The organism is Maribacter sp. (assembly GCF_039968975.1).
GTDB lineage: Bacteria > Bacteroidota > Bacteroidia > Flavobacteriales > Flavobacteriaceae > Maribacter.
In genome coordinates this window covers 1-20,804 of the sequence record NZ_JBDVOT010000195.1, presented here as the reverse complement: position 1 = coordinate 20,804, position 20,804 = coordinate 1, and the positions used below count along the sequence as shown (strand labels likewise).

At 35.5% G+C, this 20,804-nt stretch carries 11 protein-coding genes; 8 read left to right on the top strand and 3 right to left on the bottom strand.

All coding sequences use genetic code 11. The annotated features are described in order from the left end of the window. The 3 genes from ABJI11_RS13500 to ABJI11_RS13490 form a co-directional block, all read right to left on the bottom strand. Window positions 1-716: family 78 glycoside hydrolase catalytic domain (locus tag ABJI11_RS13500; RefSeq protein ID WP_348353213.1), on the bottom strand; the 716-nt coding region annotated here is incomplete at its 3' end. A gap of 161 nt (window positions 717-877) precedes the next feature. Next, complete coding sequence (locus ABJI11_RS13495; protein ID WP_348353210.1) at window positions 878-2,233, bottom strand: Gfo/Idh/MocA family oxidoreductase; 1,356 nt, start codon at window positions 2,231-2,233, stop codon at window positions 878-880. Window positions 2,234-2,238: 5 nt separating this feature from the next. Beyond that, the gene (locus ABJI11_RS13490) at window positions 2,239-3,627 is read right to left on the bottom strand and encodes a DUF1080 domain-containing protein (RefSeq protein WP_348353208.1); all 1,389 of its coding nucleotides are present in this window, start codon (window positions 3,625-3,627) and stop codon (window positions 2,239-2,241) included. Window positions 3,628-3,938: 311 nt separating this feature from the next. Between ABJI11_RS13490 and ABJI11_RS13485 the strand changes: the two genes are divergently transcribed. The 8 genes from ABJI11_RS13485 to ABJI11_RS13450 form a co-directional block, all read left to right on the top strand. Beyond that, entirely contained in the window at window positions 3,939-7,016 is a 3,078-nt protein-coding gene (locus tag ABJI11_RS13485; protein ID WP_348353207.1) for a TonB-dependent receptor, read from the top strand. 18 nt (window positions 7,017-7,034) lie between these two features. After that, window positions 7,035-8,681 carry a RagB/SusD family nutrient uptake outer membrane protein gene (locus ABJI11_RS13480; RefSeq protein ID WP_348353205.1) on the top strand — a complete coding sequence of 549 codons (1,647 nt, stop codon included), beginning with the start codon at window positions 7,035-7,037 and terminating at the stop codon, window positions 8,679-8,681. Window positions 8,682-9,106: 425 nt separating this feature from the next. Beyond that, window positions 9,107-11,101 carry a glycosyl hydrolase 115 family protein gene (locus ABJI11_RS13475; protein WP_348353203.1) on the top strand — a complete coding sequence of 665 codons (1,995 nt, stop codon included), beginning with the start codon at window positions 9,107-9,109 and terminating at the stop codon, window positions 11,099-11,101. A gap of 10 nt (window positions 11,102-11,111) precedes the next feature. Next, window positions 11,112-13,445, top strand: a complete 2,334-nt coding sequence (locus ABJI11_RS13470) for a GH92 family glycosyl hydrolase (protein WP_348353200.1) — start codon at window positions 11,112-11,114, stop codon at window positions 13,443-13,445. Window positions 13,446-13,457: 12 nt separating this feature from the next. Next, window positions 13,458-14,522 carry a phosphatidylinositol-specific phospholipase C1-like protein gene (locus tag ABJI11_RS13465; protein ID WP_348353198.1) on the top strand — a complete coding sequence of 355 codons (1,065 nt, stop codon included), beginning with the start codon at window positions 13,458-13,460 and terminating at the stop codon, window positions 14,520-14,522. Beyond that, complete coding sequence (locus ABJI11_RS13460) at window positions 14,500-17,490, top strand: glycosyl hydrolase 115 family protein (protein ID WP_348353195.1); 2,991 nt, start codon at window positions 14,500-14,502, stop codon at window positions 17,488-17,490. The genes ABJI11_RS13465 and ABJI11_RS13460 overlap by 23 nt, the downstream gene beginning before the upstream one ends. Beyond that, entirely contained in the window at window positions 17,391-19,319 is a 1,929-nt protein-coding gene (locus ABJI11_RS13455; RefSeq protein ID WP_348353192.1) for a metallophosphoesterase, read from the top strand. Before ABJI11_RS13460 ends, ABJI11_RS13455 begins: the two co-directional genes overlap by 100 nt. 81 nt (window positions 19,320-19,400) lie before the next feature. After that, the coding region (locus tag ABJI11_RS13450; protein ID WP_348353189.1) for a two-component regulator propeller domain-containing protein at window positions 19,401-20,804 on the top strand (1,404 nt) is incomplete at its 3' end.

Sequence of the window (20,804 nt, the reverse complement as noted above, 5' to 3'; positions counted from 1 at the left end):
GTTGGGTTTTTTATGAAATAAGCATTAGTTCTTCTGCCCATGTCATAAAGGCTATCTACGCTATAATGGCTAAGTTGATTTATATAGGCATCTGCTTCATACGGTATTCTTTCACGGTCACCATCTACATAGTAGCCTGTAAAACTTGTGGCTTTAACAGTGTGCTTACATAATTTCCAAATAGAATCTAATACTTCATTAGAAGAAGTAAAGTAGCTAGCACTATCATTAAAGTTGTTGTGAACCGCTTTCTGTACAATTTCAATATCTTCAATAGGTACTTGTAAATTCTCTATTTCACAGTATCTAAAGGGCATAACGGTACCAATAGTATCCGGTAAGAGTATAGCGGCACCTGAAGTATTTTTTTTGTTAGGTATTAGGTCTATACTGGTAACATTGTTTGCTTGTAGTTTAGGTAATACTATTTTTTGATATCTGATTGATGCACCTGGTTCTTGATCTATTCTATGTTCTGAATTTAATTTTTCGCCTAGGTGTATAATCAGTGAATCGTTTTGAGGTGTAGTACTGCGCAATTCAACCGTGCCAAAAAAAGCTTTTCCGAAATCAACCAAATAGTTGTTTTCAGATACCTGTGTTATTTTGATAGGACTATTTTTTGTGATTCTTAAATCGATTTTATCACTGCTATGTTGTGCTTTACAACAGAATATAGAAAGGGTGATAAACCATATATAGATATGCTTTTTCATAGATTTAATTGCATGTAGAATTATTAATATATTACTGGATACTAGTATGTAAAGTATATGGTATTCAGTAATATGTATATGTAGTTTTTTTTGAAAATAGAAATGCTATACGTTATGATTTACTATAGTTTCAAAAACATCATTTTTATGGAAATATCTAGTTATACATCTTTAATTTCCCAACCCGGCTCGTATGATCTTGACCATAGTTTCATGGCCTCTCTATTAAATATACGTCCTGTAGTTTCATCAATTTCAAAAGAATCATCTATTCTCGATGCTATATTGGCATAATGGGTAAGCATCTGGCTGATAGCGCCTTCATCTATCGGCGATGTTAATTCAGCTTTTCCTCTTATGGCATCAAAAAAGTTGACAGTATGTAACGTAGACATATCTCCACCGCCGCCAAGTGCTGTACCTGCTTCTTTACCTGAAGATAGGTTTTCCTTTATCAAATTACCTTTCTGATCAAAAAGTTTATAGCCCCCACGATCAATGTAGGCCGTACCTTCAGAGCCGGAAACTATGGTTCCTCTTCCGTATTTATTGCCAAATTTATGATAGCCACTTCTACTATTTCCGTCCCATTTTATGGTTTTATTTCCGGCGAATTTAAAGGTTGCCTCCATAGTGTCGTACATTTCCCAACCGTCATCTTTGTAATGATATTTACCTGCATCCACAGATACATGTTCAGGGTAAGTTACACCTAATGCCCAGCGTGCAATATCTAATTCATGTGTTGCATTGTTGCCCATTTCGGCTGTTCCATAATCCCAACCATACCAGTGCCAGTTGTAGTCCCATGTGTTATCCGTATAAGCTCTTCTTGGTGCCGGACCTTGAAAAAGATCCCAATCCAATCCTGCTGGTGGGTTTGTTTTGGTTTGATGTGGAACCGGGCCCCTTGCACTCACATAAAAAGCAGTAGCCTTATAAGCATCACCAATTATCCCGTTATGAATTTCTTTGATAATTTCTTGAGACTCTGGTGCAGACCTTTGTTGGTTACCCATTTGTACCACTTTATTATACTTTTTTTGGTAGGCTACCACCAATTCACCTTCTTTAGGGTTATGACTGCAGGGTTTTTCTAAGAATACATGTTTACCGGCTTGCATGGCCATACAAGCGCCTGGCGCATGCCAATGATCAGGTGTTGACATAAATATGGCATCTACGTCTTTATCGTTTAAAATTTTACGAATATCATTTTCTAGTTTTGGCTTATAGTCGATTTTTGAAGCTAATTCAGACGCAGCTTTATCTCGCTGACTTTTCATTACATCGCACAAATATTTTAGCTCAATATTATTCTGCTTATGTGCAATTGCTGGTATATAAGCGCCATACCTTCTACCTAAACCTTGTATAGCAACATTTATTCTGTCATTGGCACCAATTATTTTAGAATAACTCTTTGCTGTCATTGCATTAGCGCTTGATCCTACTAGTGTAGCACCAACAGCGCCTATTGCAGTTTTCTTTATAAAATCTCTTCTGTTTGAACTCATGATGTTTATTCTTTAGTGTTGCTGATTGAACGAACTTTAATGTTTTTGAAAGAAACAAGGTCACCATGATCTTGTAATAGAATTTGACCCTTTTCCAGTTCTCCAAAACTTGGCCATTTGGCATATTTACTTTCAGCTACAAGCTTTCTATAGGCATCGCTCTTACGTTCGTATTCTAAAACCTTGGTTCCGTTTAACCAATGCTCAACATGGTTGTCTTTTGATATTATATATGCAGTGTTCCATTCGCCTATTGGTTTAATAGGTTTGTTCACATCTGCCTGTATAAGGTCATATAGGGAACTTACTGTTCTACTACCTTCATGATTTCCTAGTTTCGCATCTGGGTGAAGGTTATCATCAAGTATTTGATACTCTAATCCTATAGATGAACCTGCACCTTTATTAATTTCGGTATCTACGTAGTATTTTATACCACTGTTGGCAGCTGGCGTTAACTTAAAATCGACCTTTAACTCAAAATCACCGTACAGATCTTTTGTAACAATATCTCCACCGGCAGTAGACTCTTCACCACCAGATGCAAGTACACTTAGTATGCCGTCTTCTATTTTCCAACCTTTTTCTGGAAACTCATCTAGTTTGGCACCTTTCCAACCATTAGTGGTTTTGCCGTCCCAAAGTAATTTCCATCCATCTTTTTTCTCATCTATAGTTAATTTGTTTTTGGTGATGATTGGGGTCAATGGAGATTCTGTAGCATATTTAGAAACACTGTCCGTAATTATTTTTACATTTTTCCATATAATGTCCGTTCCAGCTTTTTGGTCGTCATGTATACTATGAACTTGTAAGCAGATAAACCCTTTTGCAGTTTTATCATCTATTAAGTATGCCGCAGGTACATCGTTTACCCATGTTTTAATGGTATCGCCAATAGCTTCAATACGGTAATGGTTCCATTCATTTTGTTTAAAAGCTTTTTGCGCAATTGTATTGTCTGTTAGCGGGTTTAACCAACCTCGTCTAGATTCATCATAAATACCACCGCTCCATGCTCTGTCAGATGGGTCTATCTCAACTTGGTAACCATGAACTCTACCGTCTCTATAAGTTGGTTTACTGTTACTTCTAATCTGTATGCCCGAGTTCATAGTAGAATCTACTTTATAGTCTAGCTCTAAAATAAAATCACCGTACATTTTATCTGTAGTTAAAAACGTATTTGGTGTTCCATGGGTAGTGGTCCCTACAATAGTACCGTCATTTACCGCATATGTTGCATTGCCGCCTAATTTATGCCAACCGTTTAAAGTTTCACCGTCAAAAAGGTCTACCCATGGGGTTTCATCTTTTGTGTTTTCGGCACAACCTATAAATAATAGGACAGCTATTACAGTCAATAGTTTAGAGTTTGATAAGAAATTTTTCATTATTGATATATTGGTTTAGAATGGTTTAACAAAGTACTTAGGTTATCGTTTTTATGAATGGACATTTTAATAAAAAGCATGGATTTTTTGCTCTAAATGTTAAAGTGTAATATTCTTCATTAGATGAAAATATGTAATTTTTGCTCTTGTGAATATGTGAATTATGTAAAATTTTAATTCAATTTTTGTGTAATTATGAATTTAAAAATAAATCAAATTTTGACCATTGTCCATGTTTTCGAAGAATATGTCCATTCGTTAACATGGTCTTAACAATACATTAGTAGTCAATTAACTTAACAATAAAAAAAATGAAAAAACTTAAACTATTAATGGTATTCCTTTTATTGGGCATGTCATCGGTACTATTGGCGCAGAGTAGCGTTACGGGTACGGTGGCAGATGACCAGGGTATGCCAATTCCAGGAGCATCTATTGTAGTAAAAGGAACATCAAACGGTACCGTAACAGATTTTGATGGAAATTTTAGTATTTCAGTAGAGAGCGGAAATGTACTTAGTATCTCATATTTAGGTTATAAGCCTGTAGAGGTAACTTATTCTGGGCAAGCTAATTTATCGGTTACCATGACAGAAGATACGGCGCAACTAGATGAAGTTGTAGTTATTGGTTATGGATCTGTAAAGAAAAGTGATTTAACAGGTGCAGTTGCCTCGGTCGATAGTAAAACGCTTACCGAACAAAGAAAAACAGATTTAGGTCAGGCAATTCAAGGTCGTATTGCGGGTGTAGACGTTAGAACATTAAACTCTAAACCAGGTGCACCATTGTCTATTAAGATTCGTGGTAATACGGTAATTACGGCAAACCAAGGTAATGAGCGTGATGGTGTAAGTGATAACTTAGCTGATGACCCTTCTAAACCTTTATTTGTAGTAGACGGTATATTTTTTGACGATATAAGTGTTCTCAACCCTGCTGATATTGAGCAGATGGATATTTTGAAAGATGCCTCTGCTACTGCTATATATGGTTCTAGAGGGGCGAACGGGGTTGTAATCATTACTACGAAAAGTGGTATTGAAGGTAAAACTGTTTTTACCTATGATTCTTCTTTTGGTCTACGTTCTGCAACCAATGTACCAGAACTGTACTCAGGTTCTGAATATGTTGCGTTTGTTGATGACGTTCTAAGAGCACGTGAGTGGCTAGGAACAGATAGAACTGTTGCATCTTATAATAATATTGCGGTAGATAGATCTACAGAAATTCAATCATCTAACGAAGAGGCATCTAATGTTGCCAACGGTAGATATACAGATTGGATGGACCTTTTTAGAAAATCTGGATTGCAGACCAGCCATACCGTAGGTATGTCAGGAGGTAGTAACGGTTTAGTGTATAACGGTTCTATAGGTTATTTGCATGATGAAGGGGTAATGGGCATTGAAGAATTTGAAAGGTATAATATTAGCGCTTCGTTATCCAAAAAAGTATCTGATAAAGTTACCGTAGGTATTAAAACCTATTTGGCGTTATCAGAAAGAGAGCAGGGTAGTAGAGAATTATTTAGAAGTACTTTGCGTTTGGCACCAACGGTAAATCCGTATGATGCAAATGGGGAGCCAATACTTTTTCCGGATGATCAAGATTTAAGGTTTGTAAACCCAGTTTATGATGCAGAAGGAGCTTGGAGAGTTAATAATAGGTCTTTAGATGTTATTGCAAATGTTTTCTTTAACTATAAGCCTAATGATTGGATCAATTTTAAAACACAATTTTCTCCAAATATTAGTTCTGATCGTTTTGGTGAGTACCGTGGTTTGTTGACAAAATCTTCTAGAAACGATCCATCAAGAATACGTTCTTACTATGAATCTGGTTTTGACACCTCTTATACTTGGGATAATATTGTAGATTTTAATTTTGATATTGCAGAAGGGCACAACCTTAAAACAACCTTTATTAATTCTTTATATTACTCAAACCCTGAGGGTAGTAATATTCAGGTTAGGGATTTTGATACCGATGCTTATTTGTTCTTTAATACACAAGCAGGGTCAGATGTGCCAAATGATTATGGCAGTTTCTATGAAAAAGAAACATTGGCTTCTTTTGCCGGTCGTTTAAATTATAATATACAAGATAGATATCTATTCACATTCACCGGTAGGTATGACGGATCGTCAAAATTATCTGAAGGTAATAAATGGGCATTTTTTCCATCAGCAGCTTTTGCATGGAAAGCAAGTGAAGAAACCTTTTTAAAAGATGTAGATTGGTTAAGTAATCTTAAATTAAGATTAAGTTATGGTGAGTCCGGTAATGATAAAACGGTAAACCCATACAGCTCATTGGCATTCTTATCTCAAGAGAGTTATTTATTTGGAGATGAATTTAGCATTGGTAAATCTGTTGCAGGTCTTTCAAATGCAGATTTGACATGGGAAGTTTCAAAGGAATATAACTTTGGTCTTGATCTTTCAGTCTTTAATAACAGAATTAATTTTGGTTTTGAATATTACAATAAGAAAACGGAAGGCAGTATTCTTGCCCGTCAATTATCTTTTGTAACCGGTTTTGGTGATTCTGGAACGGTAGGTAATTTTGGATCTGTTAGAAATAAAGGTGTGGAAATCACCTTGAATACGGTAAATGTACGTACAGATGATTTTTCATGGCGTACCAATTTCAACTTCACAAAGAACGATAACGAGATTATAGAACTTTTTGATGGTCTTGATCAAATTTTAGTGGGTACTGATTCTAGATTGAACGGTGTATTACAAGTGGGTGCTCCAATTGATGCTACTTTTGATTATGAGGTAGATGGTATTTGGCAAATAGACGAAGCGGCTGAAGCTGAATCTTTTGGTCTTTTACCTGGGCAGTATAAGTATGTTGATCAAAACGACGATGGTGTAATTAACCAAGATGATAAAAGAGTACTTGGCTCACAATCTCCAGATTGGATTGCGGGTATGACCAACACTTTTAATTACAAGAATTTTGAAATGAATGTTCAGGTAAACACAAGACAAGGTGTTTTTGGACACTCTGAATTTCATCAAAATTTTGCCACTTTTAATGGTGATGCAGCAGTATTCAATAGCTTAAAGCAAGATTATTGGACACCTAATAATCCAGATGCAAAATACCCATCTCCAGAGTATGGCGAATCTGCTTACCCTTGGTTTTATGAAGATATGTCTTATGTGAGAATTGGTAATATAGGGTTAGCGTATTCTTTCCCTCAAGAGCTTTTGGACAAATTCAAGATGTCTAATCTACGTCTTTCGTTAGATGTTCAAAATCCGTTCACATTTACAGATTTTGCAGGTCCAGATCCAGAAACAGGATTACAGAATTCCTACAACATGGGGTATTCGGTTAAAACAGTTTTGTTCGGGTTAAAATTAGCATACTAATACTAAAAAAAATTAAAGATGAAACTATATAAAAACATAAAGGTTGTAGCAGTGGCGCTTACCCTATCGCTGTCGTATGCCTGTAACGATTATTTAGAAGAAGATATTTTTTCTGACATTACATCAGAGAATTTTATAGACCAAAATAATGCAGATCAATTAGTTGTTGGGGTATACAGTAGTTTGCGTGATGTATATCGTGATTATACGTATCAATTTTTTGGTACTGATATTTTTGCAAGTCAAAGTGAGGCATTTTCCTTTAGCCCAACAAACGATTATTTTAACCTTAACTCGGGAGAAGGTTTATCGGTATGGTCAAATAATTACAAAGTTATAAGTAAGGCGAATACTGCAATTAGTAGGTATACCGAACAAATTAGTTGGAGTGATGCCAATTTAGATCAAAGAGATTATGGTATTGCCCAGGCACAGGCATTGAGAGCTTTGGCTTACTTTAATTTGGTTCAACAATATGGCGGCGTTGTCATTGAGTTAGAAGAAGTACAGACCATACGTACAGATTATGCAAGATCTACCGAAGCAGAAACTTACGCACAGATCATTACAGATCTAGAAGCTGCAATACCTATTTTATTGGATGATCCCGGTACTGGAAGATTTTCTAAAAGAGCTGCACGGCATTTATTGGCACAAGTTTATTTAACAAGAGCATATACCGCTGCAGGTAGTTCTGCAGATTTTACTACTGCCGCTGCACTTGCAGAACAGGCAATTGGTAGTTACGATATACGTAGCCAGTCATATGCAGAGGTGTTCGATTATGATAACCAGGAAAATGATGAGGTTTTGTTTGCCATACAATATGGTAACAGTGGGCTTACTGCAGATAAGAGCAATAACAAGCATTCATTATTTATGAACCAGGTTTTTAATTACCCAGGTGTAAATAGAACAACGACACCTTATGGGGTAAGTGGTTTTGAAGCAATGCCTACACCTTTCTTTTATTCTTTGTTTGCGGATAACGATACAAGAGAAGATGCAACTATTCACCGCGCAATTATTGCTGATAGTGATGAGCCAGATGGTCCTGATAATATTGTTGCCGGTGATACTATTGTATACTATCCAAAAAATACATTAGATGCAGATGAGCTTGCAGAGCGTTTAGATCGTTATTGGGTATATCAACCAGATCAATACCTTTTTGGTTTGCCGGATGATGTGCCAGGAGTTAACTATCTATATTCTTTGAACATTGAGCGTACTAATTTTCCAATCTTCAAAAAATTTGATGACCAAGATTTTAATGAAGATACAGATGGTGCTAGAGATACATTTGTATTTAGGGTAGCTGGTACACATTTACTTGCTGCAGAAGCTTATTTAGGTGCCAGTAATACAGCATCAGCTTTATCACATATCAATATTGTAAGAGAAAGAGCTACGGGTGTGGCAAATGAATATACTTCTATTACCATTGATGATATCTTGAACGAAAGAGCTATTGAGCTTGCAGGTGAAGAAAATAGATGGGCGGTACTTAAAAGAACAGGTAAGTTAGAAGAACGTATAAATTTATATAACCCTCAAGTAATAGACCACGGTGCTTTCGATAGTAGTATTCATTTATTAAGACCTATACCGGCTAATGAATTACAATTATCAGATGGTTCTTTAGTTCAAAACCCTGGTTACTAAATAGTGTAATAAGCTTTAAATATTTAAGTAGTTAGTTTTAATTGAAGTTGATATGGGTAGGTGAAAAACCCTGCCTGTATTCAACATCAAGTGCTATTAGTGAAAACATATTGAAATGTAGTTCGTTTGATTTATCTGAAGTAAACTCGGCTCAATAATTGATTTGGATTTCATTTAAAGGTTTATCTTGCTGAGCTATAAAATGGTGTCGTTCACTATCCAGATTTTATAGAATTAATCTATAAGTCTAAACTATCATACTCTAATTTCGAAGACTGTTCTTATCATCATATTTTAATCTGTAGGCTTTAATGGTCTACTTATTTTAATTAATAAATTGTCGAAAACTTCTAGTAATAGAAAGACCTGAACAAATGATTATAAAAAATATAATAATACCATTTCTCTTATTGCTTACTTTCAGCATGTCTTGTAATAATGACTCAGAACAGCTATCGTCTATTTGTTTAGTTCAAGGTATACATGCTACAGATGTAGAAATATCTACTATCAATGACTTGAAAAACGATTTGCAAAAAGTTTTGAACGAAGATGTTCAGATAATAAATAATGAAGATACTACCCCCAAAAACGCTTTGATTTTTATAGTGGGAACAGCAAATTCTAATCCTGTAATTGCAGATATGTTGTCTAATAATGATTTAGACTTAACAGCTGAAAATCAATCTCCAGGCAGCGGTTCATGGTCTAAAAATACTTTTAATGGCTCTAATGCCATAGTAATTACTGGTGCTGACATGAAAGGACTTCAACATGCGGTATATGATTATTCAAAAGAAATATTGGGTGTGGATCCTTTAGAGTATTGGACAGGAAAATTACCACAGAAGAAAACAATCAATGACCTATTAAATTTTGAACCCAAGACCATAGAACCTCCAAAAGTACCAGAACTTACATATTTTGAAAATGATGTAGATGAGCTTGCTAATTATAGAGGTGAACTTTTAAAGTACGATTGGGAAAGTTATACTGAAATGATTAATTCATTGGTACGCTTAAGATATACTTCTATTCAGCTTTTTGATATGCTTGGCAGACCTGAGTTTTATATTAGACCAGAGTACAAAAAGCTAAAACCAGATTATCAAATAGATGTTAACTATGTGGAGAAAATGATAGACTATGCGCATACAAAGGGTATGAAAATAGCCGTGGATTTTGCTCTTGGTTATCAAATACATCCCATGGATGCTGAAAAAGCAGATTGCTGGAAACTACATAAAGAAGATTGGCTAAAAGCATGGCGCTACTATTTTGAACATACACCATTAGCAAAAACAGATATTTTTATTTTAAGACCTCGCCACCAGGTGTGGGACTGGGAATATGAAAGTACTTGTGGTGAAAGCAAAATAGATGTGTTCAATGAGGTTTATGCCGCTTTTGGTGTACTGGTAGATGAATATAAACCCAATGCGCAAAAAGTATTGGTTTGTTATTCTGATGGTATGGAAATGTGGAATGAAGGTTTTAGACCTCCAAAAGATTGGACCGTACTTTGGTCCGATCACGGTTTTGGTGAATTTGAGCACCTGCCAAACACCACAGATGATTATGAGTTTGGTACGTATATGCATGCAGGTTATTGGTTGAACCATACCGTTCATAATCCTTATCCAGAGAAAGTGGAGTCCGTAATGAAAGAGATGTTCAATTCCTACAATGCAGATAAGTACTGTTTGGTCAACGGACAGAATTTTAGACCGTTTCTATTAAACCTAGAAGCCTACAGTGAGGTGTGTAACAATCCAGAAACTTTCAATGCAGACCTCTTTTATAAGGAATGGACAGAACGTTATTTTACTAAAGAAGCAGCAGAACATGCCGTAAAATCTATGAAGCTTTTAAGTGAGGCTCAAGAAGGTAGAAAAGGATATGTTGAACATTTATGGGAAATTAGAGAAGCAGTTTCTTACCTGTCTAATACACCAATTGTTAGACCGGGAAAATCACCGGTTCCTTTTGATTACGAGCGCGTAATAGGCGATGTAGAGAATGTAAGACGAGTAAAGGGATTTTTAGAAAAATCACTTTCAGAAGCAGAATTAGGATATGAACTATTGAAGAGAAACGATAATTTTTATCACTCTTATATTCTGTTACCTGCCCAATTATATTCAGACTTAATTGCTTTTGAAACAGTGTTGCATAACATGGTACTGTTGAAAAAAGAGTATGAAACTACCAAGAATCAAAAGTATTTGAACCAGGCAAAAGCTATGTTGCCAAAGGCGAAAAAAGAACTTGATATCATATTTGAGCATAGAAGTTCTGGAGATATTGATGATAAATGGAAAAATTGGTATGCCATAGGCAATAGAAGGCAGAACAATGGTTTTCCAACTTATGAAATGCTTAATGCAATAGAGGCTAATCTAAATAATATGACACTTTAAATTCAAATTAATGACATTAGCTAACACATTAAAATACAGCGTTGTCCTATTGGGTATTTCAATCTTGTTTTTTGGTTCGTGTAAAAAACAGCCAGATAATAACAAGGTAATAGATTCTCAAGAGATTGATTATACTGCCAAAGTGTACCCGCTTTTAGATACTGAAAACTCAAGATGGTTCTACTTCTCATCTGCAAGTAGGCCTTTTGGTATGGTGAACCTTAGTCCAGATACCCAAATTGGTGGTGCTTGGGGTAGCGGTTATCGTTATAAAACAGATACTATTAAAGGTTTCAGCCATATTCATGCATGGCAGAGGTCAGGTATTTCAGTTATGCCGGTTACAACCAACGATCAAACCAAAGAAGGTGTTTTTAACGACTTTTATTCCAAGTTTAGCCATGATAATGAAGTGGTTATACCAGGTTACCATAAAGTGGAATTAGAACGTTATCAAATAGAAGCTCAACTATCGAGCACCAAAAGAGTTGGTTTTCACCAGTATACCTATCCAGAGAATGGAGAGGAAAAAGCAGTGCTTTTTAATTTAAATACCCTATTGGGGCCAAGTAAAAATGTAGATGGGTTTTTAGAACAGAATTCGGAAAATGAGCTTTCTGGAAAGGTAACAATGGAACCAACGCATAGACGTCCAAAGCCTATGACCGTTTATTTCAAGGTACAGCTGAATACTAAAATAGCTTCTGTAAATAAAGATGACGTTACTGGAAATTATCTTGTTGTATTAGGCGAAAATAATAGCAATGTGTTAATGAAAGTGGGTATTTCTTATACTTCTGTTGCCAATGCAGAACTTAATATAACAACAGAATTACCTAACTGGAAATTTAATAATGTTAGAAGTACAGCAAAACAAGAATGGAATAGTTTATTGGGTAAAATAGATGTCAAAGGCGGTTCTGACCAAGATCAAAGAAGATTCTATACAGATTTATGGCATGCACTACAAGGTCGTAGAATTATTAATGACGTAAATGGTGCTTATCCAGATAATACCGGGAAAACTTTTAGAATAGGACAATTACCGTTAGATGAGAAAGGCAACCCTAAATTCAACCATTATAATTCAGATTCTTTCTGGGGAGCTCAATGGACATTGAATACGCTGTGGGGCTTGGCGTATCCTGAAATTATGTATGAGTTTTCTAATTCTTTAATGCAGTACTACAAAGATGGTGGTTTGGTGCCAAGAGGTCCTTCTGGGGGTAATTATACCTACGTGATGACGGGCGCAACTTCTACTCCTTTTCTGGTATCGGCAATTCAAAAAGGAATATTTGTAGACGAGTTAGAAATGGTTTATCAAGCTTTAAAGAAAAATCATGAAGCTATTGGTATAATGGGCAAAGCTGGTTACGAGCATACTACTGATATTGGCGGAGGTTTACAATATTATATGAATGATGGTTATGTGCCTTACCCCATTCCTGAAGGTAAATTTGGTAGCCACCAAGATGGTGCAAGTTTAACAATGGAGTACGCTTACCAAGATTGGACTTTGGCACAATTAGCTAAGAAGTTGGGTCATAGTGAAGATTATGATTATTTCTTAAAAAGATCAGCGAACTATAAGAATGTTTATGATGCGGAAATAGGATGGATGCGCCCCAAAGATGTTGAAGGTAAATGGAAAGTTGATTATGATCCGTACCAAGCAGAAAATGGTTTTATAGAATCTAATGGAGCACAATCTACATGGTTTGTCCCTCATGATATTAAAGGATTGGCAAGCTTAATGGGAGGTAAGGATGCTGCCATAAAAAAATTAAACGAGCAATTTACAACGGCAGCAAAATTGAATTTTACCGCTGGTACATCGCATTCTGCAGAGCTTCATCCTGAGTATAGTAGAATTCCAATCAATTTTGGGAATCAGCCTTCTATCCAAACCACATTTATTTTTAATGAATTGGGTAGGCCTGATTTAACACAATATTGGTCAAGAAGAGTGGCTACTTCCGTGTTTGGTGGTCTGTCACCATCTACAGGGTATAATGGCGATGAAGATCAAGGATTAATGGGTAGTTTGGCGGTACTCTTGAAGATGGGTCTTTTTCAAATGAATGGTGGTACAGAAGCTAATCCTGAGTACCAGATTGGAAGCCCAATTTTCGATGAGGTCAATATTAAATTGAATCCTAAATATTACCCAGGGAAAAATTTTACCATTAAAGCTGATAACAATAACGATGAAAATGTATTTGTATCTGAGAGTATATTTAATGGTGAGGTATTAGAAGTCAATAGTATTAAGCATGAAGATGTTGTCAAGGGTGGAGTTTTAATATTGAATATGATACCAGATTCATCATATGAGGATTAAAATTTGTAAATAATGAAATATTCTTATAATTGGTTGCTAGTGATTGTGTTTTTTGTATTCATTAGCTGTAAAAGCGGGCAAACTCCATTAAATAGTTTGCAAGTAATCGGTAGTCATAATTCATACAAAATAGGGATTGAACAACAATTGTATGATTATTTGCATACTCTTGAACCAAAGAAAATGGAAAGCTTGCAATACACCCATATTTCTTTAGAAGAACAATTAGATCTAGGTTTACGAAATATAGAATTGGATGTTTTTTATGATCCAAAAGGAGGTCATTTTTCTAACCCTAAAGGATTAGATATAGTAAAATCCCTTGGTCAAGAACCTTTAGCTTTTGATATGGAAGAAAAGTTGAAACAGCCTGGCTTAAAAATGTTTCATGTCCAGGATATTGACTTTCGAAGTCATCATCTATCGTTCAGTGACGGATTGAAAGCTCTAAAGAAATGGTCTATAAATAATCCAGAACATTCACCTATCATAATTCTAATCAATACCAAAGATCAGAAAGTACCGCAAACCAGAGCACCTTTGGCATTTGATAAAAGCGCCTTAAATGCGCTTGATGATGAAATAAAAAGTGTGCTGCCTGCAAGCCAATTAATAACTCCAGATGATATTAGGGGCGATTTTGAATCTCTTGAAAAAGCTGTTTTAAATAAAGGTTGGCCTAGCATAAAAAGCTTACAGGGAAAATACTTATTTGTATTGGATGAAAAAGAAGAACGTATTCAAAATTATCTACAAGGTCATGAATCGCTTAAGGGTAGGGTCCTTTTTGTGAACAGCAAAGAAGGTAATCCGGAAGCTGGTTTTAGAATTGTGAACAACCCAATTAAAGATTTTGAATATATAAAAGAACTGGTTTCCAAAGGGTATATGGTACGTACCAGAGCCGATGCCGGTACTAAAGAGGCACGAACAAATAGCTATGAAAAATTTGAAAAAGCTAAATCATCTGGCGCACAGGTAATCTCCACAGATTATTATTTGCCTTCTACGTTATTTAAGTCTGATTATAAAGTGATTTTTGAAGATGGAACTTATGAGAGAATTAAGAATAAATAAAAAATTTAATAATGTATTGCTATTACTTGTATGCTTTCAAGTAATAATAACATCTGCACAAGATCAAACGGCTACAGACTTTACTATGGTGGCTGAAAATGTTACTACCGGTATTTTAATTGATAAGGCAGATGCAAAAGTAGTTGGTATAGCAACAGAACTACTTGCAGATGATATTGAAAAAATATCTGGCAAAAAACCGGTGGTTTCTTTTAAAAAGAATAATCAAAATAATACCATTATTGTAGGTACTATTGGTAATAGTAAATGGATTGATGCTTTGATTGCCAATGGTAAGATCAGCGTAGCGGAAATTAAAAATGGTTGGGAACGCTTTCAAATTCAGATTGTAAAAAATCCAATGGCAGGCATTGATAAAGCTTTGGTCGTAGTTGGTAGCGATCGTAGAGGAACAGCTTACGGAGTGTTAGAATTGTCTAGGAAAATTGGAGTTTCACCGTGGGAGTGGTGGGCAGATGTTACGCCCGCCAAAAAACAGGCAATTTCTATTACCCTTGATAAAATAGTTTCTAAATCTCCTTCGGTAAAATATAGGGGTGTTTTTTTAAATGATGAAGATTGGGGGCTGCAACGTTGGGCAGCTTTAAATTATGAACCTGAAACGGGGGATATTGGACCTAAAACCTATGCCAAGGTTTTTGAACTACTGTTACGATTAAGGGCAAATACAATTTGGCCTGCAATGCACTCAAGTACCAAACCTTTTTACTCTTACCCAGAGAATAAGTTCGTGGCAGATGATTATGCTATTGTTATTGGCACATCGCATGCAGAGCCTATGTTGAGTAACATAAATACCGAATGGAAACATGACGAAATGGGGGAGTATAGGTATGATACCAATTCAGAAACTATAAAAAGTCTGTTTACGAAGAGGGTAAAGGAAACTGCAAAACTAGAAGGCATTTACACTACTGGAATGCGTGGTGAGCATGATTCGCCCATGATTGTTGGTGAAGATGATACCGATGCGCAAGTGAATTTATTAGAGCGTGTAATTACCGATCAACGAGCTATTTTAAAAAAGGAAACCAAGAAAGACCCAACGACTATTCCACAGGCATTTGTACCTTATAAAGAAGTATTGAATTACTACCAAAGCGGATTAAAATTACCTGAAGATATTACTTTGGTTTGGACCGATGATAATTATGGGTATATACGCCAATTGAGCAACCCAAAAGAGCAGGAAAGGTCTGGCGGTGCCGGTGTGTACTACCATACATCTTATTGGGGTAGACCGCATGACTATTTATGGTTGAATTCTACAAATCCGGTTTTAATGTGGGAAGAAATGTCTAAAGCATACGAGTTTAAATCTCGAGATATCTGGATCTTGAATTGTGGAGATATTAAACCACATGAGTATAATATAGAACTGTTTTTAGATATGGCCTGGAATATGGACGATTTTAAACAAAGTTCAACGGTTAAAGACCATACCCAAGAATGGGCAACCCGTGAATTTGGTAATGAAACGGCATCAAAAATCACCGATGTTTTATTTGAGAACAATCGCCTTGCATATATACGAAGACCTGAATTTATGGCTTGGAGCCAAGTGGAGCCGGTAACAAAAGAAGGGGAGACAACGTTGACACAATACCATTATGGTGATGAGGTTACCCGGCGTTTAGAAAATTATCAAACATTGGTTGATGATACTGAAAAACTATATGAACAAATACCAAGTTATAGGAAAGATGCATTTTATCAGTTGGTGTATTACCCTGTAATAGGAGCCTCAAAACTAAATCAGAAATGGCTGTATAGTTTTAAAAATAAATTTTCAGCTAAACAGGGTAGGCAAAGTGCTAATGCTTTTGGGGCATTGTCCGCCAATGCCTATAAGCGAATTGAGAAAGAAACGACATATTATAACACACAGCTTAAAAATGGAAAATGGAATCATATAATGACCATGGCTCCGCGTTTTCTTCCAGTTTTTTCACAACCTTCAACTTCAAGTATTGTTAATAATGAGGTTGCTAGTATTGGTTTGGCTTTAGAAGGTTATCAAATGGAATTGAATAATACTATTATCAATAGCTACGCTGATGTATTACCCGTGTTCAATAGCTATACCAATAGCAGCTATTTTATAGATGTCTTTGCAAAGGGTAAAGGCACGGTTAATTGGGAAGCAAGACCAAAGGTAGATTGGATTAAGTTGTCTGAAAGTAAAGGTAGTTTTGACGAAAACAACCTAGAAAAAAGAATTTGGGTAAGTATAGATTGGAGTAAAGTTCCAAAAGGGGAAAACAAAAAAGAAGCTCCACTGGGGCACGATTTTCAGTTGATTCCGCCAAGCTTTAAAGTAAACAGCGCTATAGATTTTATATCCAATGGAAAAACCATGAGTGTTGGCGTATCTGCATATAATCCTAAATTTAAGACATTAGAAAATTATAAAGGTTTTGTAGAAGACAAGGGCTATGTTTCTATTAATGCGGAAAACTTTTCTAGAAAACTGGATGGTAAAGAAACAAACTGGCAAATTTTTGATGGTTTAGGTTATACCAATAAAGTAATTACAGCATTGCCGAGAAGAGCAAAACCATTGGTAGCTATAAACGAAATAATAAATGATAGTCCGGTTTTAGAGTATGATTTTTATACTTTTAATTTTGGAGAAGTTGATGTTAACCTACAAGTTGTGCCCACACATGCTGCCCACAATGGTATTGGTGTGCGTTGTGCAGTGGCTATTGATGATGCTACACCTGTTTTAATAGATTTTGAAACAATTGGGCGTAGTAACGAGTGGAAGCAGAACGTTCTTAATAATGCCGCGGTACATGCTGCAAAACAAATTGTAAACAAGGCAGGTGAACATACATTGAAAATATGGATGGTAGACCCTGGAGTAATGATAGATCAGGTGTTGATAGATTTAGGAGGATGGAAAAAGAGCTACGCGTTTCCGAAGGAAACAATGATAAAATAAGCAGGTCGGTTATAAAACTACCAAGAGTTATATGCTTTTTTTTGGTGTTATTTATAAGTCTCTCTTGTAGTAATGAACAGGAGACGGAATTTGAAGAAGTAAAAATTGCATTCATTGCAGATGCACATTTTCAAGATATCTATGCCGATTTCGAAGATGCCAATTACAAAGGGATTAAAAACCCAGAAACGGGCGATTTTGTAAACATACGTACTATGAATGCCCAGTTAAAGTCTACCCGTATCTTCAATGAAAATTACTTTGCATTTATTGAAGCCTTAGAGGATATTGTAGCTAGGGGGATAAAATATGTTGCGCTTCCGGGAGATTTTAGTGATGATGGTCAACCTGTACACGTTAAAGGATTGCGCAAGATTCTAAATCAATATTCCAAGAAATACGGACTTTTGTTTTTTGCGACAACCGGAAATCACGATCCCGTAAAACCTTTTGAACAAGATGCTGGTAAAACAGACTTTTTAGGGGTTGGTGGCAAAGAGCAGATTATTACCAGCCGTAGAGAAAAGGTAAATAATATACCAGAGGGTGAGCTTACTCCCGTTATAACAGAAAAAATAAAAAAATGGGGCTATAAGGATATCTTAAATGAAATGTCTGCATTTGGGTTTTACCCTCAGAAAGAATATTTGTATTGGGAGACTCCTTTCTCTAAATACACTTACAATGAATACACTTTTGGGAAAGCTGAAAAAGCAGCTGTATTAGGTAATAGAACTTATGCCATTGATGATTATAACAAACACCCAGATGCTAGTTATTTAGTAGAACCAACAGCGGGTATTTGGCTTTTGGCTATAGACGCCAATGTATATCTTCCTAAAGAAAAAATGATATCATCCTCAGAAAGTGGCGATGATTTTGAAAGTGCCAGTATAGGTTATAATAATGTGATTTTACAAAAACGCCATTTAATAGATTGGGTAAAGAAAGTAGCTGAGAAAGCCAATAAAATGAACAAGGTTTTGATCGCTTTTAGCCATTATCCTATGGTAGATTTTAATGATGGTGCTGCAACAGAAATGAAACATTTTTTTGGTGAAAAGAAAATGCAGTTACATCGTGTGCCAAATGTGGAAGTAGCCGAAACGTTTGCAGATGCAGGTATTCAAATTCATTTTGGTGGTCATATGCATATTAATGATACCGGTGTTTATGAAAGTGCAAAGGGTAATACATTGTTCAACATACAAACGCCTTCACTTGCTGCCTATGCACCGGGTTATAAAGTTTTGTCGATTCGTTCAAAAACAAGGTTTGAGGTAGAGACAGTGGTTATAGAAAAGGCAAAAGATTTTAATAGTCTGTTTTCTTTGTATGAAGAAGAATATGCTTATTTATTAGAAAATGAAACTCCGGATATTTGGAATAAAGACATTTTAACCGCTGAAAATTATAGAGATTTTACGCAGTGGCATTTAAAAGAATTAGTTAGGCTTAGGTTTATACCAGATGATTGGTCAAGAGAATTTTTGACCGAATTTGTAAATAAAACAGGGAAAGAATTGATACTTGAATATTCGGGTCATTTAGATGAGGAGACTAATAATATAGTAGCAGATGATTTTCAGGGTTGGACAGGTTTTGATATGATTTATGATTTTTACAGATTACGAAGTGCCGATGAATTGGCTAAAGTAGATATTGGTAACCATAGGCTGCAGCAATATAAAATAGTATGTAATCAATTGAAAACATCCCATAACAAAGCTATTGGTAATTGGGCGGTCATTTTTGAAAAAGCAATGAACGGTGAGCCTTCCGAATATTTTGTAATTGATATAATTGAAGGGTCTATTAAAGAACTATAGACATTAAAGATTATTAAAAAACCGTTACCCGAAGCTTTTGTACATTTATATAATACTTAACTCAACTACTCAAAACAACGTATGCGAAATTTTCTAGGCATATTTATCAGCGTATTATTTTTTGTAAAATGTCTGGTTGCCCAAGATATTAAGTTTGAACACTATAATGACGATAATGGGTTGTCTCATAATGCTGTTCGTCACATTGTTCAAGATAAGCACGGTTTTTTATGGCTGGGAACTTTTGCCGGTTTAAATAGATTTGATGGCTATGAGTTTAAATCTTATTTAAGTTCTTCTGCTGATAAAACAAAGCTGCATAACGACGATATTACAGCTTTAGAGCTAGATGAGGAATCTAATAATTTATGGATAGGAACTAGAAACGGTTTGTCTCTTTTTAAGACCGACACCTATACTTTTAAAACATTTTTACCAGATGAGAACAATCCTAATAGTTTGCCAGAGGGTGAAATACGTTCGGTTTTTGTAGATAAGTTTAAAAGAATTTGGGTAGGTACCAAGAACAGCGGACTCTATATTTTAAACCATAATACGGATGTTTTCAATAAGGTTGAAATGAAGAATTTCAATTACATTAAAGAAATTGTTGAAGATAAAAACGGTGATATTTGGATCGGAAGTTACGAATCTGGCGGCGTTGCAAAACTAACGCTTGGTGCAGAAGGGGAAATTGTTCAAAAATACATTTACAACCTATCTATAATAAATTCAGTGGAGAAGAATCCATATTTGAATTTTATATATGAAGATGCAAAATCAGATATTTTTATAGGTACAAGAGAAGGTCTGTACAAGCTAAATAAAACGACCAATAAATTTGATAATCTTGAAATTAAGGATACTGAAATTAAAGAAGGTCTAGGACCTTATTTTCTTTCTGTAGCACAAGCACCGGACGGTAAATATTGGGTAGGTACACTTGGTGGTTTAATTGTTTGTGATCAATTAGAAGATATTGAAGAGGGTGAGTTTAAATGGCATTATTCCGTACTTCCAGATGATACTTCTTTAGTGGACAACTTGGTATCAGCTTTGTTTTTTGATGCTTCAGGGGTTTTGTGGATAGGTACTGAAGATGGTTTGGATAAGTATGATCCATTTGAAAATCAGTTTAATAGCAATAAGGATATTTCGCTGCATATTAATAATCAGGTACCTAGAATTCGTGGTTTTAGCAAAACTTTTGATAATAAAGTGGTTGTGGCAACTAGGCATAACGGACTATTTATTTCTGAAGAGGAAGATTTTTTACCACTTTATAATAGTCAAAAAGATGTAGCAAGTATTTATTCTACAGATGGTGTTATATTTTACTGTGGTTTATGGAACGGTAATCTTTTGGTGTATAACTACAAAAAGAACACTGCCAAGGAAATTTCTGTTGGTTTTGAACAATCCCCAATTTTTGCTTTTGAGGCTCTGGATGAGAATCAGTTAATACTGGGGTCTTTTGGTGAAGGA